At 63.8% G+C, this 21767-nt stretch carries 22 protein-coding genes and 1 other RNA gene; 8 read left to right on the top strand and 15 right to left on the bottom strand.

Translation table 11 applies throughout. The annotated features are described in order from the left end of the window. Position 1: 1 nt before the first annotated feature. The 4 genes from MTAI_RS09995 to ffs form a co-directional block, all read right to left on the bottom strand. The gene (locus MTAI_RS09995) at positions 2-2947 is read right to left on the bottom strand and encodes an LPS-assembly protein LptD (RefSeq protein WP_051349832.1); all 2946 of its coding nucleotides are present in this window, start codon (positions 2945-2947) and stop codon (positions 2-4) included. Next, on the bottom strand, positions 2944-3984 hold the full coding sequence (locus MTAI_RS09990; RefSeq protein ID WP_027888052.1) for an LptF/LptG family permease: 1041 nt from the start codon (positions 3982-3984) through the stop codon (positions 2944-2946). The genes MTAI_RS09995 and MTAI_RS09990 overlap by 4 nt, the downstream gene beginning before the upstream one ends. A 19-nt stretch (positions 3985-4003) precedes the next feature. Next, entirely contained in the window at positions 4004-5020 is a 1017-nt protein-coding gene (locus tag MTAI_RS09985) for an LptF/LptG family permease (RefSeq protein ID WP_027888051.1), read from the bottom strand. 50 nt (positions 5021-5070) lie between these two features. After that, positions 5071-5170, bottom strand: an RNA gene (gene ffs / locus MTAI_RS09980) — signal recognition particle sRNA small type. A gap of 81 nt (positions 5171-5251) precedes the next feature. Here ffs and MTAI_RS09975 point away from each other — a divergent pair. Together MTAI_RS09975 and MTAI_RS09970 are read left to right on the top strand one after the other, a co-directional pair. Beyond that, entirely contained in the window at positions 5252-5581 is a 330-nt protein-coding gene (locus MTAI_RS09975; RefSeq protein WP_027888050.1) for a tRNA-binding protein, read from the top strand. Between the two features lie 76 nt (positions 5582-5657). Then, a complete protein-coding gene (locus MTAI_RS09970) occupies positions 5658-6095 on the top strand; it encodes a CBS domain-containing protein (RefSeq protein ID WP_027888049.1) in 438 nt (145 codons plus the stop codon). On the opposite strand, the gene MTAI_RS09965 is transcribed toward MTAI_RS09970, so the two are convergent. The 3 genes from MTAI_RS09965 to MTAI_RS09955 are packed head-to-tail and all read right to left on the bottom strand — an operon-like array spanning position 6092 to position 9085. Beyond that, positions 6092-7702, bottom strand: a complete 1611-nt coding sequence (locus MTAI_RS09965) for a DNA polymerase/3'-5' exonuclease PolX (RefSeq protein WP_027888048.1) — start codon at positions 7700-7702, stop codon at positions 6092-6094. The two genes, MTAI_RS09970 and MTAI_RS09965, sit on opposite strands and share 4 nt — an antisense overlap. Next, entirely contained in the window at positions 7692-8498 is an 807-nt protein-coding gene (locus tag MTAI_RS09960; protein ID WP_027888047.1) for a histidinol-phosphatase, read from the bottom strand. The genes MTAI_RS09965 and MTAI_RS09960 overlap by 11 nt, the downstream gene beginning before the upstream one ends. An 8-nt stretch (positions 8499-8506) precedes the next feature. After that, entirely contained in the window at positions 8507-9085 is a 579-nt protein-coding gene (locus MTAI_RS09955; protein WP_027888046.1) for a hypothetical protein, read from the bottom strand. A gap of 126 nt (positions 9086-9211) precedes the next feature. Between MTAI_RS09955 and MTAI_RS09950 the strand changes: the two genes are divergently transcribed. The 4 genes from MTAI_RS09950 to MTAI_RS09935 are packed head-to-tail and all read left to right on the top strand — an operon-like array spanning position 9212 to position 12033. Further along, complete coding sequence (locus MTAI_RS09950; protein WP_027888045.1) at positions 9212-10099, top strand: ABC transporter ATP-binding protein; 888 nt, start codon at positions 9212-9214, stop codon at positions 10097-10099. 54 nt (positions 10100-10153) lie between these two features. Next, a complete protein-coding gene (locus tag MTAI_RS09945) occupies positions 10154-10924 on the top strand; it encodes an ABC transporter permease (protein WP_013014586.1) in 771 nt (256 codons plus the stop codon). Positions 10925-10939: 15 nt separating this feature from the next. Next, on the top strand, positions 10940-11416 hold the full coding sequence (moaC, locus tag MTAI_RS09940; protein ID WP_027888044.1) for a cyclic pyranopterin monophosphate synthase MoaC: 477 nt from the start codon (positions 10940-10942) through the stop codon (positions 11414-11416). An 8-nt stretch (positions 11417-11424) separates the two neighbouring features. Continuing rightward, positions 11425-12033 (top strand): DNA-3-methyladenine glycosylase family protein, encoded by a 609-nt coding sequence (locus MTAI_RS09935; protein ID WP_376738256.1) that lies wholly within the window; start codon positions 11425-11427, stop codon positions 12031-12033. Positions 12034-12284: 251 nt separating this feature from the next. Here MTAI_RS09935 and MTAI_RS09930 read toward each other — a convergent pair whose 3' ends face one another. The 3 genes from MTAI_RS09930 to mqnB are packed head-to-tail and all read right to left on the bottom strand — an operon-like array spanning position 12285 to position 14548. Next, entirely contained in the window at positions 12285-13223 is a 939-nt protein-coding gene (locus MTAI_RS09930) for a DUF1385 domain-containing protein (protein ID WP_051349831.1), read from the bottom strand. A gap of 57 nt (positions 13224-13280) precedes the next feature. After that, positions 13281-13883 carry a cyclase family protein gene (locus tag MTAI_RS09925; protein WP_027888041.1) on the bottom strand — a complete coding sequence of 201 codons (603 nt, stop codon included), beginning with the start codon at positions 13881-13883 and terminating at the stop codon, positions 13281-13283. Continuing rightward, the gene (gene mqnB, locus MTAI_RS09920; RefSeq protein ID WP_027888040.1) at positions 13880-14548 is read right to left on the bottom strand and encodes a futalosine hydrolase; all 669 of its coding nucleotides are present in this window, start codon (positions 14546-14548) and stop codon (positions 13880-13882) included. The genes MTAI_RS09925 and mqnB overlap by 4 nt, the downstream gene beginning before the upstream one ends. Before the next feature lie 544 nt (positions 14549-15092). Here mqnB and MTAI_RS09915 point away from each other — a divergent pair. Beyond that, on the top strand, positions 15093-16010 hold the full coding sequence (locus MTAI_RS09915; protein ID WP_027888039.1) for an ABC transporter ATP-binding protein: 918 nt from the start codon (positions 15093-15095) through the stop codon (positions 16008-16010). Continuing rightward, complete coding sequence (locus MTAI_RS09910; RefSeq protein ID WP_051349830.1) at positions 16003-16755, top strand: ABC transporter permease; 753 nt, start codon at positions 16003-16005, stop codon at positions 16753-16755. The genes MTAI_RS09915 and MTAI_RS09910 overlap by 8 nt, the downstream gene beginning before the upstream one ends. An 84-nt stretch (positions 16756-16839) precedes the next feature. On the opposite strand, the gene MTAI_RS09905 is transcribed toward MTAI_RS09910, so the two are convergent. The 5 genes from MTAI_RS09905 to MTAI_RS09885 all read right to left on the bottom strand — a co-directional run bounded on the left by MTAI_RS09905 (position 16840) and on the right by MTAI_RS09885 (position 21745). Continuing rightward, complete coding sequence (locus tag MTAI_RS09905; protein ID WP_187388542.1) at positions 16840-18510, bottom strand: glycerol-3-phosphate acyltransferase; 1671 nt, start codon at positions 18508-18510, stop codon at positions 16840-16842. 52 nt (positions 18511-18562) lie between these two features. Further along, positions 18563-19300 carry a TerC family protein gene (locus tag MTAI_RS09900; RefSeq protein WP_187388541.1) on the bottom strand — a complete coding sequence of 246 codons (738 nt, stop codon included), beginning with the start codon at positions 19298-19300 and terminating at the stop codon, positions 18563-18565. A gap of 209 nt (positions 19301-19509) precedes the next feature. Further along, positions 19510-20058 (bottom strand): class I SAM-dependent methyltransferase, encoded by a 549-nt coding sequence (locus MTAI_RS09895; RefSeq protein ID WP_187388622.1) that lies wholly within the window; start codon positions 20056-20058, stop codon positions 19510-19512. 2 nt (positions 20059-20060) lie between these two features. Then, on the bottom strand, positions 20061-20762 hold the full coding sequence (locus tag MTAI_RS09890) for a TerC family protein (RefSeq protein WP_187388540.1): 702 nt from the start codon (positions 20760-20762) through the stop codon (positions 20061-20063). 23 nt (positions 20763-20785) lie between these two features. After that, positions 20786-21745, bottom strand: a complete 960-nt coding sequence (locus MTAI_RS09885) for an alpha/beta hydrolase (protein ID WP_027888033.1) — start codon at positions 21743-21745, stop codon at positions 20786-20788. Positions 21746-21767: the final 22 nt, after the last annotated feature.

Raw genomic sequence — 21767 nt, 5'->3', positions numbered from 1 at the left:
ACTAACGTCCTCCAGGGCTGGGGAGTTTGATGCCGCCGGGCAGGATTATATTGTTCTGGTTAAACAGGAACTCTGCGGCCTCACCGCCCAAGGCAAAGGAAAACCTGAACTCCTGCTTGAGGGTATCGAGGCTGGCTCGGAAGGCCCAGCAGCAGCGGTCGATGATCAGGTCGAAGCGGGGGCGCAGGATGGTGCCCTCGAGGTTGGGTAAAAAAAACTCCCTGGGGTTCGTCCCACCGCTTTCGGGGGCGTTCCAAACGATGCGGTAGAACAGGCGGGTTTTTTCCCGGCCCATAAAGCTTATGGTGGGGCCAAACTCCCGCAGGGTCACGCGGAAGCGCCCGCTGTTGCCCGATAGGCGCTCGAGGGCCACAAACCCTTGCAGCGAGAGGCCGGGCGGGTCTTCCGGGCGTAAGGGCGCGGGGAAAATCTCCAGCTCGCCGCTAAAGCGCAAAAAGCGCAGGAAGGCCTGGGTGTCGTCCTCCAGGGTCAGGGGGTTTTCGCTTTCGGGGAAGTGGAATTCCGCCGAGACCTCGTTGATGAAGATCTCGGGTTCACGCACTGCCGCCCGCAGCGAGAGGCGGGGGTTGCGCAGCAGCCCCTCGCTGTAGTTCCACAGCAGGTCGGCCTGCAACGCATCGGCGCTGTACTGGTAGCCCAGCCGGAAGCGGGTCTCGCTGCCGGGGTTGAAACCGATGGTATGCGCGAACACAAAGGTATGCAGGCCCAGGGTGAGCTGGGCCAGCCCATCCAGCAGGGCGGGGGTGGGGAAGGGGTTGGGGTTGGTGAGCGAGGGCAGGGGCTGGTAGAGGTGGGCAAAGCTCTGGCGCAAGCGGAAGCTGTTGGGGGCTTCCTGCAAGACCACGTTTAGCTCGGTGCGGATGGCCTGCCCGTTGTTCAGGTCGCGGCTGTGGGTGAGCGAGGTGGTGTTGCCGGGGGGGTTGTAGCTGGCGGAAAGCTCGAGAGGATCGTAGCGGGCGATCAGGGGAATCTGCTCGAGGGGGCGGGTTTCTTTTTCCTGCACGTCCCAGTAGCGGTAGCCGGTGCGCAGCGAGAAGTTGAAGGGCTGGGGGTTGTAGGCTGCGCTCAGGGTGAGCAGGCGGTCGAGGCCCAGCTCGAGCTGCCGCTCGTAGGTCAGGTTGAGGCTGAAGGGGGCGGGTGAAAGGCCCAGGCTGCTGCGCAGCAGACCCCAGCGGCCCAGCTCGATATCGCGGCTGGCGCTGGCGGTCAGGTTGAGCCAGGGGAAGGGGCGCGAGGTGAGGGCGAACTCGGCCAGCGGGTCGAAGACGCGGCGCTCGAGGTCGCGGCTGGCCCGTGCAGTAAAGGAAAAAATCGGGTCGGGATTGAAGCTGAAGGAGCCCTCCAGGCGGCTGTTGCGCTGGGGCCGCTCGTAATCGAACTGAAAGGGGGTTTCCCCTTCCACCACGCTGCGGCTTACCCGCAGGTTGGCGCTGACCGGCCCCAGGGTCTGGCCCAGGCTGGCGCTGGTGCTCCAGCGGATGAGCCGTTCGAACTCGGTGGGGTTGCCGTTTTCGTCGAGGTTCTGGGTGCTGTAGTAGCGCCCGATGAAGGTGTTCTCGAGGCTAAAGCTCAGACCCGGCCAGGGGGGACTGAGCGGGCGGTAGCTCTCGCGGTGCTCCACCCAGAGCCGGCCCGCCCCAATATAGGGCCCCAGCCGCCGGGCGCTGCGGTTGAGGGGGTTGGAGGGGGCCTGGTAGTAGCCCAGCAGAACCCGCCCGTTCAGGCGGAACTCGCCCTCGAGGCCCCTGGGAAACGTAACCTCGGCTTCCGGGAGCCGCTGGGGGGTGGTGCGCTCGTTGGGTAGGGCCAGGGGGTTGTGGTCGAGGTAGCCGTCTAAGGTCAGACGGTAGAGGGGCTCGGCACCCCGGGTGGCCCCCTCGATCAGAAAAGTGGTGTAGTCGGGCTGGCCCCCCGCCCCCTGCAGGAAGCGCGGCTCGTCCAGGGCGCTGTCGTCGCGCAGGATGAGCCCTTCCAGCCGCCAGTCGGGTTCTTCCAGCTTGTAGCTAAAGCGGTACTTGAAGATGCCGTCCTTGCGGGGGTCGCTGTCGGGCAGCACCGGCCCGGCGGGTGGGGGCAGGTACAGGAACTGGTAGCGCTCGAGGGCGGCCCCGATGCCAAAGTGGTCGAAGCCAAACCCCCAGCCCCGCCGCTCAAAGTAGCGCAGCAGGGTAAAGCCCAGGCCAAAGTCGGAGACATAGGGCAGGTCGGCCACCACGAAGACCCCATCGCTCTCGCTCTGGCCGAGCTCGAGCCTGGGCCGCCGGTCGTTCAAAAATAGCAGTAACACCGGCAGGTATAAGGTGCGCTCCCCGCGCAACAACACCCAGACCCCCCGAGCGATGATCCGGTCGCCCGGATAGAGCACCACCTCGCGGGCCTGGAAGGCGTAGTCGGCCACCTCCTGCTCGCAGCGCTGGCAGGGGGTCAGGTAGCCCTGCTGCAGCAGAATCTGCCCGGCGGCCCGCTGGCAGATGGGGCCCTCCAGATAAAACTCGCCCGACTCAATCTTCACCTCAATGGCCTCGAAGCTCTCGTCGTCGGTGAAAAGCTCGAGCTCCCCAGCCTCGATCAGCTGGCCCTGCTTGTCCTGGTAGCGCACCCCGCCCATGAGCAGCAGGCGCTTGCGGGTGCGGTTGTAGATGACCCGGGGGGCCTCGATGCGCTCGCCGTCCCGATCCATCTTGACCGGGCTGCCCACCAGAATCACCAGCTCCTCGCCCGCCTCGTTACGCAGCTCCAGGCGCTCGGCCTCGAGGATCTTCAGTTTTTTGCCGCCGCCTTGGGGTGCCTCGACTTCCTGGGCGAAGGCGGGCGAGAAAAACAACAGCAACAGCAGCAGGAACAGGGGAAGGACAGCGCAGGTGCCTGTGCAGGGGTTAACCTGCACGCCGCGTTGCCCAATCCCCCTCCGCCCGTTCCTGTTCATCGTTTCCCCAGCCGCAGCAAGGCCAGTCCGGCCAGCGCATAAAGCAGGTTGGGCCCCCAGGCCGCCAGGATGGGGTGCAGCGCCCCCTGCTCGCCCATGATGCGCCCCACGCTCCAGGTGGCGTAGTAGATGAAGGTCAGCACCACCACCCCCAGCATCCCCAGGCTGCGGCTGCCGCCCAGCAGGAAGAAGGCCAGCCCCACGGCAAAGAGGGCGAACGAATAGACCGCCGCGGGCTCGGCCCACTTGCGGTGCAGGGCGGTGAGTTCGGCGTGGTAGGGCAGCCCCTGGGCGCGGTACTGGGCGATGCGCTGGCGCAGCTCGGCCACGGTCAGGCTAAAGAGGCCCCCGGGGGGCTCGAGGGAAAGCTCCACCAGCGGCACCGTAGCCCGTTCAAAGCGCGCGACGGTGCGGGGCCGGGCCCCGCCGTAGGTCACCCGCATACCCTGGGAGAGCACCAGGGTGCCCTGTTCGAAGCGGCCCTGCTCGGCCACCAGGATCTCCTCGGCGGTGATCACCCGTACCTGCCCAATGCCAGTATCGCTTACCTCTCCCACGTACACCACGCGCCCGTAGGCATCCACCAGCCGGGTGCCAGGCTGCAGGAGGGCCCTGGGTTTTTGCAGCACGGCCTGGCGCAGCACACTCTGGCCCTGCTGCAAGCTGCGCGGTACCAGGCTGTCGGCGGCGGCCAGGCATACCACAAACAAAAAGGTGCCTAGCAAAAGCAGTGGAAACAGCACCCGCAGCTTGGAAACCCCCCCGGCCAGCATGGCTTTCAGCTCGGACTCCTCCCCCATGCGCGAGAGCACCAGCAAAAGGGCGAACAAAAAGGCCAGCGGCGCCCCGCGCACCAGCGCCTCGGGCACCCGGAAGGCCAGGTACTGGCTCACCACCCACGGATCGGCACCACGGGCCAGGAGGGGTGCCAGCACCTCGTACAAAGCCCCCCCCAGCAAGGCCAGTACCACCACGGCCAGGGCACCCAGCACCGAGGCCCCTACTTCTTTGATCAGGTAGCGATCCAGCACGCTCACAGCTACCTCCGGCCCCGACTCATCGGGCCAGCCTCCAGGTTCCTAGCAGGGCCAGCCCACCATACACGATGTTGGGGAGCCAGGCCCCGTAGGCGCCCAGCAGGTCAAAGCGGGCAAACTGGGCGGAGAGGGTAAAAAGCGTCCAGTAACCAAAAATAAGTCCCACCACAGCAATAAAAGCCCAGGCCGACTCGCGCAGCGAGAGGCCAATCACGACGGCCAGCCAGGCCAGCACCACCGTACCGGCGGCGTTGGCGTAGCGGCGGGCCAGCGGGAATTGCGCAGCGGGATCGGCCTTGGCTACGGCGTGCAGGTCGGGCATGCGCAGGGCCTCGTAGGAGACGGCTTTGGGTTGCACCCCCAGGGGAAAGGGCAGGGGGTGCTCGGCTTCCTGGTAGATCTGGCCGTTGGGGTCTACGCGGTAGGCGTTTTGCAACCGCCAGGCCCCGTTTACCCAGACACCCCGGTCGGCGCTCCAGATCGAGCCACCCGGCTCCACCACCCGGATGCCCTCGAGCTGGGAACCCTCACCCCCCTTGGCGGGTGGGTAGATGCGCTGGGCGTAGTACACCCCCAAGCCCTGGGGCGTGTAGGTGCGGTCGGTGAGGACGCCGGAGGGCTCGGAGCCGTAGTAGATCTTGTATTGCAAAGCCTCGAAGCGTTCCTGGGCGATGGGTTTGAGCCAGCCTTCGTTAAGCAGCACAACGGTTCCCACTATTAGCCCCAATAGCAACACCGGCCCGATGAAAACGCGCGGAGGCACGCCTGCGGCATAGGCGGCCTTGAGCTCGGACTGACGAATCCAGCGGGCCAGCGCCACCAGCAGGGCGAAGACCAGGCCCAAGGGCAGGGCGATGCCCAGGGTGTAGGGCACCCGGTAGGCCACCATCTGGGCGATTTCAGTCACAGGCGTCTTAGCCCGCAAAAAGGCCCCCGAGAGCGAGGAGAGCAGATCAAACGTAATCAGCCCGACGAATAGCAGCACGCCCAGCAGATACAGCGACAACGTTTCGCGCAATAGATAACGCTGCAACATTCCAGAGCGAAGTATAAAGCCCGGCCAAGTGAGAAGGCCCAACAAAAAAAGCGCCCCCGGCTCCCTGACGGCACCCGCTCCGTGGCGCTTAGGGCTGCTGCCTTCCGGCCCTGACCCGGTTCACGCTGGTGCGCCGCGTCAGACCGAGGGCGCGACCTCGAGCATAGCACAGCCAGGCCCCAGGGCCAAGGCCGGCTTGACGCCGCACGGGCGAGCCTGGAAACTTTCACCATGACGCCTTATGAAGCCTTTCAACTCCTCGAGCTGCGCGTCGGACGCATTCAAAAAGCTGAACCCCACCCCAAAGCCCGCAAACCTTCCTACCAACTGTGGATAGACCTGGGCCCGCTGGGAATCAAACAGAGCAGCGCCCAGCTCACCGACCTCTACACCCCCGAGACCCTGGTGGGGCGGCTGGTGATCTGCGCAACCAACCTGGGCGAACGCAACATTGCCGGTTTTAAGTCCGAGGTGCTGGTGCTGGGTCTGCCCGACGAACAGGGGCGGGTGGTGCTGCTCTCGGTGGAGCGCGAGGTGCCCCTGGGTGGGCGGGTCTTCTGAGCCCTCCGGCAGCGAGGAAACCGTAGAGACATCTGCCCCCCGCCCTGGGGGGTAGCTTTAACTCGAGGTGATAACCATGCTGGTCAAAGACTTCATGACCCCCAACCCCACGGTGGTCAGCCCGGAGGCGACCGTGCCCGAGGCCGCGCAGATCATGAAAAAGGGCGGTTTCCGCCGCTTGCCGGTGGTCAAGGAAGGCCGGGTGGTGGGCATCGTGACCGACCGCGACCTCAAAGAGGCCATGCCCTCCGATGCCACCTCGCTTTCCATCTGGGAGCTCAACTACCTAATTTCCAAGCTCACCGTGGGTGAGATCATGACCCGCGACCCCATCACCGTGGCCGACACCCTGCCCCTGCAGGCCGCCGCCAAGCTGATGCTCGAGCACAAGGTGGGGGGCCTGCCGGTGCTGCACGAGGGCAGGCTGGTGGGCATCATCACCGTCACCGATGTGCTACGGGCCTTCTTGCAGCGCGAGGCCGAACTCTTGGTGGGCGCCGAGACCAACCCCTAGCCCATCTTCTTTAGCGCCAGCACCCGTTCGGCGGGCCAGGTGTTCACAACCTGATCGGGGTGCAGGCCGGCCTTAAGGGCGTAGAGCAGGCCGTACTGGATATCGGAAAGGCCCTCGAGGCTGTGCGCGTCGGGGCCCAGCGAGAAGTTGAGGCGGTCGCGCCAGGCCAGCATGAGCCGCCAGTCCAGGTCGAGGCGGTAGGGGCTGCAGTTGAACTCCACCACCTTGTGGTTTTGCTGGGCACGCTCGAGCACCGCTTCCCAGTCGGCCTCGGCCCCTTTGCGCCGGAGCAAAAGGCGCCCGCTGGGGTGGCCCAGGATGCTCAGGTAGGGGTTGTCCAGGGCCCGCAGGAGGCGCTGGGTCTGCTCGGCCCGGCCCAGGCCCAGCCCGGTGTGCAGGCTGCCCACCACCACCTCGAAGCGGGCCAGCAGTTCCTCGGGGTAGTCCAGCGAGCCATCGGGCAGGATGTCGGACTCGATGCCGCGCAGGATGCGGAAGGGGGCCAGCTCGGCGTTGAGGGCCTCGATCTCCTCCCACTGGCGCAGCACATCCTGGGGGCGCAGGCCCCCGGCGTAGGCGGCGCTTTGGGAGTGGTCGCAGATCACCATGTACTCCAGGCCCTGGGCCATGGCGGCCTCGGCCATCTGGCGCAGGGTGGCGCTGCCGTCGGAGTAGGTGGAGTGCACGTGAATCAGGCCCCGGAGCTGCGGGGGTTGCAGCGTGGCCTGGGGCGCGCTCAGCCCCACGTGCTCCTTTTCCCGCCAGTAGGCCGGCACAAAGGGCTGGTTCAGGGCCTCGAACACCGCTGCTTCGGTCGCAAGCGCAGGGGGAACGGGGCCCAGGGCTTCCAGCCACTCCCGCGAACCGGTGGCCTGCACCAGCACGCTGCCAAACGAGGCCGCATCGGTGCAGAAGACCCGCAAAGGCAGGCCCTCGAGCCGCCCCAGCAGCACCTCTCCCTGCACCTCCTCCACGAACCGGCCCAGCACCGAGCGCACCTGCTGGGGGGTGCCCACCACCACCAGATCCAGGTTGCCCACGGTTTCCAGGCCCCGCCGCACGCTACCGGCCAGTTCGGCCTTCAGCCCGGCGTTTTCCAGGTCGGCCAGTAGCAGCCGGGCGGCCTCCAGCCCCACCGGCAGCAGCACCCGGCGCATACTGCTCAGGGCGTAGCGGGCCGCCTCGAGCAGGCTGGCTTCGCTCCTGGCCCCAAAACCCGGCAGGGCGCGGATTTTGCCCTGTTCGGCCCAGAGCACCAGCTCTTCGAGGCTACCGACCCCGTTCTCCCACAGCGCCCGGATGCGCTTGGGGCCCAGACCCTGCACCCGGAAGAGCTCGAGCACCCCCGGCGGTACGCGGCCCTCCAGCTCGGCCAGGTAGGGGAACTCCTGGGTCTGCACAATCTCGGTGAGCAGGGGGGCCAGCGCCGGCCCCACCCCCGGCACCCCCTTGAAGCCCCGTGCGGCCAGCTCGGCCAGGTCGGCCTCCTGCTGCTCCAGGTTGCGGGCGGCGTTGCGGTAGGCCCTGGCCCGGAACTCCCCCTCGCCCAGCACCTCCATCAAGTCGGCGGCGTACTCGAGCATCCCCGCCAGGTCTTTACGGTTCATAGCCACAGCCTAAAGCATAGGGCCGGGGCTGGCCCGCTTGAAACACCACCGCCTCGGTGTACCCCACGCTGCGCAGAATCCCAACGGCGTCGGAAAAGCGGTGGGCCACATCCTCCGGGCGGTGGGCGTCGGAGCCCAGCACCACGGGAATCCCCAGGGCGCGGGCTTGCTGCAGGAGCTCGGGGCTGGGGTAAAGCTCGCCGGCTTTTTTACGCCAGCCAGCGGTGTTGACGTCCAGGGCCAGCCCCTCACCGGCAATAACCTGCAGGGCTTCCTCGGCCAGGTCGGCGTAGCCCTCGGGGGGGCGGTAGCCCATCACCTTGGGCAGATCCAGGTGCCCGATGGCATGGAACAGGCCCGTGCGGGCGGCCTCGGCCACCAGCTTGAAGTAGGCCCGGTAGACCTCGCGCAGGTCGCGCTCCTCGAACTCACTCGCATAGCGCGGGTTATCGAAGGGCCAGGCCCCCAGGTAGTGCACCGAGCCGATGATGTAATCGTAGTCGTAGCGCGACAGAAGCCTCTTCACGAAGTACTCGGTGCCGGGGTGGTAGTCGGCCTCGAGGCCAATCCCCACGTAAAAATCGCCGGCCTCTGCCCGCACCCGCTCGAGCAGGGCGTGGTAGAAGGGCAGCTCCTCCAGCTCCATGCGCACCTCGGGGTCGAACCAGGCCGGCATGGGGCTGTGGTCGGTTATGACGATGCCCTGCAAGCCAGCTTTCTGGGCGGCCTGTACGTACTGCGTGGGCGTGCCCACGGCGTGCTTGCAGAGGGGTGTGTGCATGTGGCTGTCGTACATTTTTTCTCCTATACCACCCGCACCACCCGGCCCTGGCTGGCCCAGACCTTGACTGAACGCCCCAGGATCTGGCTGGCCTGGGCCGAGAGCGACTCATCCAGAACCAGCTCATCCCCTGCCACCTGCACCAGGCTGGCCGCCTCGGGAGGGGCCAGGTGGGGCCCCCGCAGCAGCACCGCATCCACCTGCCAGCGGCTGGCCCACAGCCGCTTGAGCGCCCACAGGGTTTCTTGCTTGCCGGTCTCGAGGCCAAAGGGGGCCTCGCCCGCGTAGCGCACCAGCACCGGGCCTTCCGGCAGGGCCGCGCGAATCTCCTCGGCGCGCTCGGGCAGGAGGTACGACTCGCGCAGCAACCTCTCGGCGAAAGCACAGGCCCTTTCCAGCTTGTCCTCGTCCAGCCGTGCGCCAAACACCCCCTCAAAGGCCCGTCGGATCTGCTCGGCCAGGTTGGCCAGTTGGTAAAACTCGGTCTCCACCCCCAGCAGCACCAGGGTGGGCACCACGCTCAGGCCTTCTCGGAGGAGCTGCTGTAAATCGGTCACTTCGCCCAGGGGTTGCGCCGGGGCTTGCTCGAGCGAAAAAATCACGCCTAACAGTCTACTCCGAACCTTCCGCCGATTGTTGATGGTTCCACCCGAGGCATTTGACCACCTACCAAACCTAAACATATCGCGGCGCGTTACCTACGTATAATCTCAGCCATGAGCGAAGCAGTGGCGGCCCTCGAGGCGGAGCGGTTGGGGAAAAAGTACGGGCGCAGACCTGTTCTGGAAAACATCACCTTTGCCGTGCAGCCGGGGGAGGTGTACGCTTTGGCCGGGCCCAACGGCTCCGGCAAGACCACCCTGATCCGCCTGCTGACCGGCCTGGCCTTTCCTACCTCCGGGGTGGTGCGGATGCTGGGCCAGGACGTTTACAACGGCGGCTATGTGGCGAGGCGGGCCTTGGGGGCGGTGGTGGAGGCCCCGGCCGCTTTTTACCCTCACCTGACCGGGCGTCAAAACCTCGAGATGATTGCCTTCCTGACCGGTCTGAGCAAAATGGAAACCCGCATACGGGAGGTGCTGGCCCGGCTCGAGCTGCTATCGGTGGCCGACCAGCCGGTGCGCACCTACTCGCTGGGCCAGCGCCAGCGCCTGGGACTGGCCTCGGCCATCCTGCACGAGCCGCAGATCCTGATTCTGGACGAGCCAACCAGCGGCCTGGATCCGCAGGGCATCAACAAGGTGCACGAAATTCTTGCAGAGCTGGCCTGGAAGGGGGTGGCGGTGCTGCTCTCCACCCACCACCTGCGCGAGGTTTCGGCATACGTCGACAAAGTGGGCATTCTGGGCGGAGGACGGCTGCTGGAGGAGGTTAAGCTTTCTACCAAAGGCGAGACCTACCGCCTGCGGGTGGACGATCCAGCCAGGGCGGCGGCCTTCCTGAAAACTGTACCGGGTGTGCAAAACGTGAGCCTGCGCGGTGTGAACGTGATTTTTGAAGGCTCGCCCAACGTGGCCCTGGCCGCCTTGGTGCGCGAACACTACCAGGTGCAGTTCCTGGAACCCGACTACTTCGACCTGTACGACTATTACCGGGAAAGGATAAAAAATGTGTAGAAGCAAGGCCAGGCTGCGGCTTGAGAACCACACGCTTTCCGTTGGGAGTAGAGCATGCTACGGGTATTGATCTGGGAGTTTGGCAAACTGGTGCGGCTGCGCTCGGTACAGATTGGTCTGCTGGCGGCCCTGGTGCTGCCGGTTTTATGGGCGTTTGCCCCAGGTCTGCGGGCCCAGTACGGCCTCGAGCTGGTCTCGGGCTGGCAGGTGCCGGCCTTATCCCTGCTGACCGGGATGGACTTCTTATTCCCGTTCCTGACCGCCATGGCCGCGGCGGAGGTGCTGGGTTCGGAGGTCTCGATGGGCACCCTCAAGTCGGTGTTGTTGCGCCCTAGTCCCCGCAGCCGCCTGTTGCTGGCTAAGATTATCGTGGTACTGGCCTACCCCTTTATTTTGTTGGCGGTCAGCCTGGCGGGTTCGTTGGTGGCGGGCCTGCCCTTTGGCCTGGGGAGCTTTTTCGGTGGCACCGGCCTGGGGGCGGGCAGCTTTGCCGGTGTGGGGCAGCTCAGCCCTGCGGAGGCGCTGCTGGAGCTGCTGCGGGCCCATGCGCTGGCAGGGGTGGTGCTCTGGCCGCTTTCGGCACTGGCGATGCTCTATGCGGTGATCTTCCTGAGCACCACTTCGGCGGCCCTGGCAGCGGTCTCGACCCTTTTACTGATGCGACTTCTCATCGCTTTTCCGGCCCTTCAGCCGTTTTTGCTGACCAGCTACCTCGACCTCTACATTCGCCCAGCGGCGGTGGGGCTGGGCCTGCCCCTACTCATCATCTATACGGTGGGTTTTGCCGTGCTGGCCCTGCTGATTTTTGAACGCAAAGACATCTGAAGTAGGCTTTTGTCTATGGGCAAACTGACGCACTTTGCAGATGGCAAGCCGCGCATGGTGGACGTGAGCGAAAAGGCCGCCACCCTGCGCTCGGCCAAGGCCGAGGCGACCGTACGGCTTACCCCGGAAGCTGTGGAGGCCCTGCGGGAAGGCGGGGTGGGTAAAGGAGACCCTCTGAGTGTGGCGCAGCTGGCCGGGATCATGGCGGCCAAAAAAACCGGTGAACTGATTCCCCTGTGCCACCCATTGCCCATCACCGGCGCCGAGGTGCGGCTGGAGTTCCGCCCAGAGGAAGCCCGTGTGCACATCACCGCCACCGTCAAGACCAAGGCCGAGACGGGGGTGGAGATGGAGGCCCTTACGGCCTGTGCAGTGGCGGCCCTCACCGTCTACGACATGCTCAAGGCCGCCAGCAAGGGCCTGGAGATTACCGATCTGCGCCTGCTGCACAAATCGGGCGGTAAGTCGGGGGAGTGGCGCCGGGAAGGGTAGTATTGGGCATGGCCCGCTCGAGGTTTCCCAGGCTCCAGGTCGAGTTTTCCGATGCGATCATGCAGAGGCTGGCCCGGCTGCACGGCCCGGCCCCCTTTGCACCGCACCCCTTTCCCCAGCGCAGGCCCTACGAGGTGCTCCTCAGCTCAATTGTGGGCCAGCAGCTCTCAGGCAAGGCCGCCGACACCATCTGGGGGCGGCTTATAAGCCGTTTTGGCCTCGAGCCCGAGACGCTGTACCAGGCCCCGTTGGAAGAACTACGGGCGGTGGGGCTCTCCGCCGCCAAAGCCCGCTATGTGCAGGAGTTGTCGCGCTTTGCGCTGGAGGGCGGGCTGCTGGGCCTCGAGCACCTGTCCGACGAGGCGCTTGTTGCACACCTGACCCAGGTTAAGGGCATTGGGGTCTGGACGGTGCAGATGTTTTTGATGTTTGGCCTGGGCCGCCCCGATGTCTGGCCGGTGCTGGATCTGGGTATCCGTAAAGGAGCCCAGAAGCTGTACGGGGTGACCGAGCGGGACGCACTCGTGGCGCTGGGGGAGCGCTTCAAACCCTACCGCTCTCATGCGGCCTGGTATCTGTGGCGGGCGCTGGAGTCAACTACCCCGACCCAACCCTAACAGGTTCGGGTCAGGGCTTGCAGGGACAGAACCATGCAGAACACGATTCGCTTCCCCCACGTTCGGCCAGTTGACAGTGGCCCGGCAGGGTTGCCCCTGCCGCGATATGGTCTGCCTCACAGGCCCACAGCCGTTGCTCCTGCAGGAGTGCCTTCTGGCCTCAGCAACCATAAAACCAGCATACTACAGACCATCTTGAAGGAGTACAGCGTTCTAACGAGCCCCAGACCCCAGTTGGTGAAGCTGGGTGTTTAGGCCACCGCTACGGGCTTTTCGGCGGGTTGCTGGGCCAGGGCGGCCTTGGTGCTCTCGATGGCCACCTCGATCATGTCGTCGGTGGGCTCCCTTACGGTGAGCATCTGGAATTTGAAGCCCAGCCAGCGGAAGAACCTCGAGAGGGGGTCGTGGTGGGCGGCGGAGTAGCGCAGCACCTCGAAGGAGATCGCGGCCACCACCGGAATCATCAACAGGCGCGGGAAGATCCAGTACCAGGCCACTGTAAGGGGCGGGAAGAAGCTGTACACAAACACCCCCACCACCGCGGTAAAGGCGATGAAGCTGGTGCCGCAGCGGGGGTGGTAGGCCGGCTGGGCCCGCACGTTTTCCACGGTGAGCTCGAGGCCCTTCTCATACGCGGCGATGGCCTTGTGTTCGGCCCCGTGGTACATGAAGAAGCGCTGCATCTCCTTCATGCGCCCGATAAAGACCAGATAGCCAATCAGAATGGCGGTCTCGAAGAGCCCCGCCACCACGTAAAACAAAAAGCGGAAGCGCTCCTCGTCCACCAGCAAGCCCGCCAGCCGGGCCGGCAGCCAGACAAACAGGGCCAGGCCAATCACCAGCGAGACCGCCAGGGTGCCGTACATGGCCGCTCCCGAGACCTTCTCCTCTTCTTCCCCGGCCAGCTCGGCGCTGCGCGAAAGCGACTTGTAGGAGATGCTCAGGGCGTCCCACAGTGCCACCACGCCCCGGATGAGGGGCAGCCGGGCCCAGGGGTATTTTTTGGTCAGGGCTTCTTCCTCGTGCCGCTCGACGTGAATCTGGCCGTTGGGCAGCCGCACCGCCAGGGCCCAGGCATCGGCGGCCTTCATCATCACGCCCTCGAGGGCCGCGCTACCCCCTAGAGCGGCCTGATTGAGAAAAAAACCCAGTTTGCGGAAAAGTTTTATGCCGGGTAATCCAAACTTCATCCGAACCATCTTAGCGCATTGGCGCAATCGCACGACAGAAGGGGATGAGAAACAGCTCTATCGCAAAATGGCCCGCACCGGCGCGGCGTCGGCCCCCTCGAGCTTCAGCGGCAGGCAGACGAGTTCGTAGTCGCCCGGGGCCACCCCCTCCAGGGCCAGCCCCTCCAGGATATACACCCCGGCCTGGGCAAAGGCCTTGTGCGCGGGCAGGTCTTTGGAGGTGAGGGGGTCTACGCTGGGGGCGTCGGTGCCGTAGAGCCGGACGCCCTGCGCGGCCATGTACGCGGCGGCCTCGGGTAGGACGTGCATAAACTCCAGTGGAAACGTCTCCCAGCGATTGGGCTGCCCGCTATAGAACAGGGTGCGCTCGGCGAGCTGGATGGTTTTGAGGAATTCGACCGTGAGCGGGCCTTGCCCCCGCGCGTCCACCACCCGGCAGGGGCCCATGAGCAGCTCGAGCGGGACGCTTTCCAGCTTGCCGCCGTCGTCCACGTAGTGCCAGGGGGCGTCCAGGTGGGTGCCCAGGTGGGTGGTGGTGGTAAATTTGCCCACGTTCACGCTGTCGCCACCCGCGATTCGCGCAACCAGCTCGTAGCTAAACGGGGTATCGCCAGGCCATACCGGCACGCCGGGGTGGATGGGGCGGGTGATGTCGATCATGACCCGATGATACGCAAAATGTGGTGCTCGAGGGCCTCCACCGCCTGCCGGATGCGCCACTGGGCTTTGTCGCGCACACCGGCTATGTTCGATACCGCCCGCAGCTCGGCCCCGGCCAGGCCCAGCCACAAGCAGGTCTGGGCGAAGGCGGCGCCTTCCATGTTCTCGAGGTCGGCCTCCCATTTGCGCGCGAGCTGGTGGGCCTCGCTGGGGTTCTCCGAGACCAGGTCGCGGGTCAGAAACTGTTTGCCAGGCAGGCCCAGTTTGCTCTTAAGCTCGTCTGTAAAAGCTTTGTCCAGCGGAAAGCGGTTGTGGTAGGGCCTGGAGGCCACCACCAGGCTGGGGAAGCCCAGGCCCTTCAGGCCCCCATCCCGCACGCCCAGGTCGGCCTGAATCTCCCGCTCGGCCAGGGCGCAATCGCCTATCTGCAAACCCGAATCGGCATAGGCCCCCGCAATGCCAAAGAGCAGCACCCGCTCGAACCTGCGCCGCTGGACGAAAGCGGCCAGGGTGGCGGCGGTGTTGGCCTTGCCAATGCCGCACTCGAGCCAGACCCAGCCCGCCCCGCGCAGCCCCGCGCGTCCGTGAAAATCGAACTTCTGGCCTTTGAGGAAGGGAGCCTCGAGGCGGGTGGGAGAGAGCAGGAGCAACGGTAGGGTGGGCACGATTTAATATCTTAGCATTGACTTTAGTTTGCTCTCTATCAAAATATGGTCAACATCTTGACAAAAAAAAATAAGATGCTAACCTCCGCTCGAGGTACCTCAGAAAGGAAGTGAAAGTTGTACCTTAACTCCGAAAGTGCGTTAGCAGCTTCTCATATCAAGAACAAGGAGGGTGCAGGTGAGTCTCATTGATGTGATTGCCAAACTCATTGAAGATATAGTGTGCTCTGTTTCTTGGTGGTGTTAAGTGCCGTGAACTTTTTACCTCAATAACTACCGTAGGGGTATCACGACTGTGCGTGACTTGATAATTGCCATCATCGTGGAAGGTTTCTGCTTCCTGGTTCCTGTCTGCTAGAAGACTAAGTTATAGCTAAGGGGGATAGCAATGCGAGACTACCTTTATACATTGGTTGACTTCGTTTTGTGTGTTTTAGGCTGGTGCTAAACTGCATTAAGCGCCTTCGAAAATAGCTCTTTGGTTGCCGGAACTATTCTGGCAACCGCTTTTGCGTGAGTGTTTAAACAATGTAAGGGTGTCCAAATGCTCAAGGTTGACTCAATAAGTAAAACCTTTCGTTCGCTGCGTAATGTGGTAAGAGCCCTCACGGGTGTTTCCCTGGAAGTAAAGCCAGGTGAAATTGTAGCCCTGTTGGGGCGCAATGGAAGCGGTAAAACCACCACCATTCGCACCGTGTGCGGCCTGGTGATTCCAGATGAGGGTTCGGTAAGCATCAACGGTTTGAGATTTGGGCAGCCAAATTACATGGCGCAGTTGGGAGCTCTGATAGACACCAATCGAGTACTTTTCCCGCGCCTATCGCCCTTCGAAAACCTAGTTTATACCTGCGCCGTCCGGGGTATGCGGCGTCCGGAGGCCCGGGAGCGGGCCAAATACCTTTTAGACCTATTGGGTTTGTGGGAAAAGCGAAACGCGCCAGCGCAAACACTGTCCAAAGGTATGGTGTCAAAGATGGCTTTTGCTGTGGCTATCGCCCACGATCCCCCTTTTGTGTTGCTTGATGAGCCGACGCTGGGTCTGGACATTGACGCGGCAGAGGTGCTCGAGGCGCAAATTTTAGGTATGGCAAAGGCGGGTAAGGGTATTCTGCTCACAACCCACCAGTTGGAGGTTGCTGAGAGGCTTTGTACCCGAGTCGCTATCCTTTCGGGTGGGCGCATCGTGGTGGATAAAGCCAAAGAAGAGCTTTTAGAGATGTTTGACCTGCAAAGCTATCGAGTTACTTTCAAGGAGCCGGTGAACCTGCCCGAGCTGCCTTTTCAACATACGCTGGATGAGTCGGGTAGGGTGCTCGAGGTGATTTTGGATCATCCTGAGCAGCTCTACGAACTGATGAGGCGACTGCACCCCAGGCCGCTCCGCTCCATTGAGAAACGAGAGGTCGAGCTAGCCGAGATATTCAGGAGCTACACAGCCCGAAAGGAGTCGCACAGTGCGTAAGCTGGCTATTTTGTTTGGTGCCGAGGCCTGGCGCGCCTGGCTGGAAGAGGTGCGTTATCCGCTGCAGTTTGTGATGGGCCTGGTTTTTATGGGCCTCATTTTCTTCTTGCTCAAAGGCGTGGCCCAGCTCTCGGGGGTATCAAGCTCGAATCCAGAAACGATTTTCAGACTTTTGGTGGGTTATCTGCTGGGACTGCTTGCGATGTCTGCTCTGAGTGGTATAGCCGCGCAAATTAGCAGGGAAGCAAAGTCCGGTACGCTGGAGAACATGGTGCTGTCCGGGCATGGCCTTACAGCTTTTTTTGTAACGCAGGCCCTCGCCCGCCTCGCGCCAATTTTGCTCAACACGGTAATTTTATTTCTGGTACTGACCAACCACAATAAGATCAACTTTAGTCTGAGCTGGGAAATGCTCCCTGCCATCGGCTTGTTTTATATTGCGGCCCTGGGTCTGGGTCTGGTGGTAGGGGCGCTAGCGTTACTGTTCAAGGAGATCAGAACCTTTTTTATGCTGGCGCAGTTATTGGTTTTTCCGGCAGTCATTGCCAACCTGCCACAGCTCGAGTGGTTTCCGCTGGTGCTGGGTGCTTCGGTAATTCGAGACTTACTGCAAGGCAGTGCTGTTGAAGCCTACTGGTGGATCCTGCTTCTCGCCGAGACAACGGCGGTGCTCTGCGTTGGTGTTCTATTGTTTGAGCTTGCAGACCGAGAGGCCAGAAAGCGGGGCCTTCTTGGTCACGAGTAGCACTTCGCTGCTCATCCGACATCCCGGGAAGCGCTGGCTTCGGTATACCTAGCTGGATACCTTGCGGATAAGGCAAAGGCGGTATCAGTCCACCACCCTGAAACCCAGGGCCTCGGCCCGCTCCACGAAAAACTGGATGTTTTCGCTTTTGGTCTCGCCGCCCAGGCTCTTTCGCTCATAGGCCTTTTCGGCGGCCAGAATCATGGTCTCGGCCAGGCAGGCCGGCACCGCCCCCTCGCCAAAGTGCAGGTCGAGGTTGCCGGTCATGGCCCCCGGCGGCCGCACCACCCCACCGGGAATCACCCGCACCCCCGGCACCTGCTTCACCGAGGCGTCCACGTCGGGCGGCACGCCTTCGTCGTAGATCCAGGCGCCGGGCTTGACGTGCTGGGGGAAGATGACCGGCTGGGGGTCGGAGGTGGCGGTGAAGATGAGGTCGGCCTCGCGGATGGCCGATATATCGGTGCTCACGATAAGCTGAGGGACGGGCTGGCCTTTGCGCTCGAGGTTCTGCTTGAGTGTGGCGGCGCTTTTCTCCAGGCGCTCCTGGTTGCGCCCCACCAGAATCAGCTTCCCAACCAGCGGCGCAATCTGCCGGGCAATCCCAAAGGCCACCACCCCGTTGGCCCCCACCACCGCCGCGGCGGCCTCCTGAAGGCGGCGCCCGGACTGCTCGAAGTGGGCCAGGATGCCCGGTATGGCCGCCTTCACCGTGCCGGCGGTGTAGGCCCCGCCGTTGGTCACCTCGATCTCCGGCACGGCCTCCTGCACCATCCGGCCCTTCTCGCCCACCACGCTCCAGAAGGCCCCTAAGCCCACCACTGTGCAGCCCAGCTCCCTAGCCAGCCGGGCCCCCTGGATGGCCCGCTGGGTGGCCAGCTCGGGCTTGCCGGTAATCTGGTGGGGCAAAAGGGGGGCCGAGATCAGGTGACAGCGAATCTCCCGCCCGTCGCTGGTCTTGACCCCGCGCAACTCCCCCACCTTCATGGGCCGGATGGCCTCGGCGAGGTTTTCCACCAGGCTTTGGGAGATGAGGCCCCGCTCTACCAGCGGTCGGGCCCAGCGGAAGCGGGGGCTCTGGAACAGGTCGTCTACCGTGAGGGGATGAATCATGAAAGCGCAGACCACCTGCTTGTCCGAGGGCAGCGGCGGTGGTTCGCCCAGGCGGGGCTCGGTGCCCTCCAGCATCCGCCCGATGTTCTCCTTGTAGCGCCAGAGCGCGGCCAAGAACAGCCCCCAGGCCGCCAGCCTGGCCCAGCCGGTAATAGGCTCGAGGCTTAGCAGAAGGGCCAGCGTGCCAGGGATGGTCAGGGCAGCCAGCGAGGCGTACCGGCTGAGTACGAGGCCCAGGGCCGCTACCAGCAAGACCACCAGGGTGAGCAGGTAGGAGAGGCCGCTCAGGTACAGGCCCAGCACCGCCCCCACCAGCACGCCCGCACCCCGCCCCCGCAGCAGGTTTCCCTGGGCAAAAAACCGGGGAGGGTAGAGGTGGCCCAGATAGACCAGGAACGCAAAGATTACGGCCCAGGAGAGCCCAAACTGCCCTCCCATCCAGACCGCCAGCAGCCCCTTGAGAAAGTCCAGCCCCCAGGCCAGGAGCACCGGGCCTGGGCCCAGGCGTTCCAGGGTGTTCTCGAGGCCCAGGTTGTAGGCCGAGGCCAGGCGAGGGTCCTGCCCGGTCAGGCATCGGATGGCCCAGTAACCGAGGGGCAGTGCGCCCAGCAGATAGGCCAGAATTGCTAGAACCAGAACCATCGGCTCAACCTTACCAGATTTTGGATTTGTCGGGCATGCGTTTTCTGGGCCTTTATGAGTGCTCGAGCGGTTCTTGGGTCGCTCGAGGCTTCTGGCTCATGGCCCAGAGCGTGCCCAGTACCAGAACTGCCAGAATAAACAGCGAGAACTGGGTTTTATCAATGCCGGTGACCCATTCCGGGCGGCTCAGGACTTCCTTGGCAAACTTGTCCCAGCCGCCAATGGCCAGCTTGACCCCGGCAAAGCCCACCACTGCAAAAGCCACACTCTCGAAGCGCGGGTATTTTTCCAGCAGGCCCACAAAGAGCACCGCCACGAAGCGCAGGGCCAGGATGCCGATAAACACACCGGTGAAGATAATCCAGAGGTTGTCCGAAAGCGCCACCGCCACCAGAACCGAATCCACTGCGAAAGCCAGATCGGCCAGCTCAATCTGGGCTACGATGGTCCAGAACTGGCGGGGGGTGACCACCTGGAGGGTCTGGGGGGCCTCGAGGTGGACTGCTTCTTTGGGCTTGGGTTTGCTGAAGTGCCGGATGGCGATGTAGAGCAGATAAACCGCCCCCAGGGCCTGAATCCACCAGAACTGGATCAGGTATACCGCGAAAACCAGGGCCATCCCGCGCAGGACATAGGCCCCCAGGATGCCGTAAAACAGGGCCCGCTGCCGCCAGGGCGGCGGTAGCTGCCTGACCATCACCCCCAGCACCATGGCGTTGTCGGCTGAGAGCACCGCCTCCAGGACAATCAGGATTCCAATAACAATCAGCGCTTGTCCGATTTGTTCCATGAGCACCTCTGGTTGTGGCTAGGCAAAAAATAACAAAGCCACCACGGCCTCTTCGTGTCGTGGTGGTCTCACCTGGGCGATAAGCCCTGATTAACCGGAAGCGTTCGCTTCGTATTGACGATTAATCAAACCCGAAACCGGGTGGTTACTCCCCAACCAGCCTGTAGGGTAGCAGAGTTTACGGGATGAAAAGCGAATGAGGCCACCATTTAGCTGGGTTTTTGCCAGACCGCCCAGGTGCGGTGGTGCCCGTCCATCCAGCCCTCGGCCCAGGCCCGCAGGCGGAGGCCTTGGGGCGGGTGCAGGAGTTCACCAGACTGCCAGTAATGTGCGGCCTGGCTGCCGCGCCGCCGGGCTTCCACCACAGTGAAGCCCTCGAGGAGCACCAGACCGCCCGGCATCAGCCGCTCGACAAACATTCCCAGCAAGGGGCGGTGCAGGAAGTACGACTTGACGATCCCAGCCAGCGGGCCCGGGGGCAGGCTGGGGGAGGGGGCTTCCAGGTCGGCCTCGAGGGCCCAGACCGGAAGCTGTTGGTGAAGGGCCTCACGTTGCACGAACTCCAGGGCCACCCGGCTTTGCTCGAGCAAAATCACCGGATGCCCCCGCCGGGCCAGAAAAAAGGCGTTGCGGCCCAGGCCGCCGGCCAGGTCGAGCACCGGCCCTGCTGGAAGCCGGTGGGTATAGGCCGCTACCACCTGAGCGGGCTGGCTATGGGGCGGCTGGCTCAGGTAGTGGGCGTCCCAGTCTTTGGGCATGGTCAGGATGAGCGGCGGAAGGCCCACAGGCTGCCCAGCACCAGGATGGCGAAGGTGACGCTGAGGAAAAAGGATTGGGGCAGGTGCAAAGCCAGCTCGGGGCGGTGCAGCCAGACCTCGCTGCCGTGGCCCCAGCCTTCGAGCATCAGCTTGAGCCCGGCCCAACCCACCACCGCATAGGCCACCGACTCGAGCCTGGGGTAGCGCTCGAGGATGGTGACCATGATGCCGGCGGCCAGCCGGATGAGCAGAATCCCGATGGCCACCCCGGTGAATATCACCCAGAACTCCCGGCTAAAGGCGATCACCACCAGCACCGAGTCCACCGCGAAGGCCAGATCCACCACGTTGATCATCACCACAACGCGCCAAAAGCTGGCGGCGGCGGCCTGTTGTAGCTGGGCCTGCTCCGACTCGGAAGCCTGGGAGGGTTTGTGCCGGAAGAGGTGATTCACGGCCAGATAGACCAAATAAAGCCCGCCCAGCAACTGTATCCACCAGATCTGGATGATGATGGTGGCGAAGAGCAGGGCCAGCCCGCGCAGCACATAGGCCCCGATGATGCCGTAGAGCAGGGCCTTTGGGCGCAGGTGTTCCGGCAAAGGCCGCACCATCACGGCCAGCACCATGGCGTTGTCTACAGATAAAACAGCCTCGAGCGCAACGATAACCAGAATGGCTATAAGTGCTGAGCCAAAGTCCATGAGCTCTAGCCTATCATCCCACTTCAGTTTCCGAACAGGTACACCAGAGCCGGGGCCAGGCCCTGCCGCCAGGTCATCCAGTTGTGGCCGGAGGGGCGCTCGAGGTAGGCGTGGGGGTAGCCCTTATCGGCCAGCATGGCGGCAAAACGGCGGTTGGGGGCCAGCAGCCACTCGATCTGTCCGGTCTCGCAGTAAAAGCGCAAAGGCAGGGTCGGGGTGGCCTGGTACTGCTCGGTGAGCCACTCGGGGTCGGTAAAGGAGTCGCCCCCCCCGGGTGAGGCGGTCAGGCAGGCCGACTGGGTGGCGATTTTCTGGAAAGTCTGGGGATGCCGCCAGCCCAGCCAGGCCGAGACCAGACCCCCCAGGCTGGCCCCCAGCAAGCCCTTTTCCGGCGTGGGGCCGTACTGCGCCTCCACCGCAGGAATAATCTCCTCCAGCACATGCTGTTCGTAAGCGCTGTTGAACCAGTACTCGCTGCGGCGATCCTCGGGCTCGATGAACACAATCCGCACCGGTTTTATTTCCCCCTGCTCCAAAAGCCCCTGGGCCACCTCGGCCAGCCGGGCGGTGCGGTAGTAGGCCACCCCATCGTGGACGTAGAGGGTGGCCTGGGCCGGCGGTTCGGGGTTGTAGACGTAGTAGCGGCGGGTGCTGCCAAAGGCCCGCGACTCCAGCCGGTGCCGCTGCACCTCCACGGTGCGCGAGGGCTGGGGTGGCGTGCTGTAGTGAAAACCGGGCAGCTCGATAGCCCGGGGATACGTCCACCAGGGGTTCTGGGCCTTGTGGGGGTTGTCGGGGTCGGGGAAGGGCTGATGGTTTTCGTCCAGGAAGGCGTACTCCACGTAAGCCCCGGCGGGGAACTCCAGGGTCAGGGGTTCCTGGATCGGGATGGGGCGGCGGTTCCAGTCGGTGAAGTCGCCAATCAGAAACCGGGCCCCAGCGGGGGGGTGAAAGGTGACGTGACGGTTGTGTACCTCGACCATACCGTACCCATGATATGGGTAG

The organism is Meiothermus taiwanensis WR-220, from assembly GCF_003568585.1.
In the GTDB taxonomy this organism is placed as follows: Bacteria; Deinococcota; Deinococci; order Deinococcales; family Thermaceae; genus Meiothermus; species Meiothermus taiwanensis.
The sequence above is the reverse complement of the archived record's forward strand: the minus strand, read 5'-3'. Positions and strand labels throughout refer to the sequence as shown.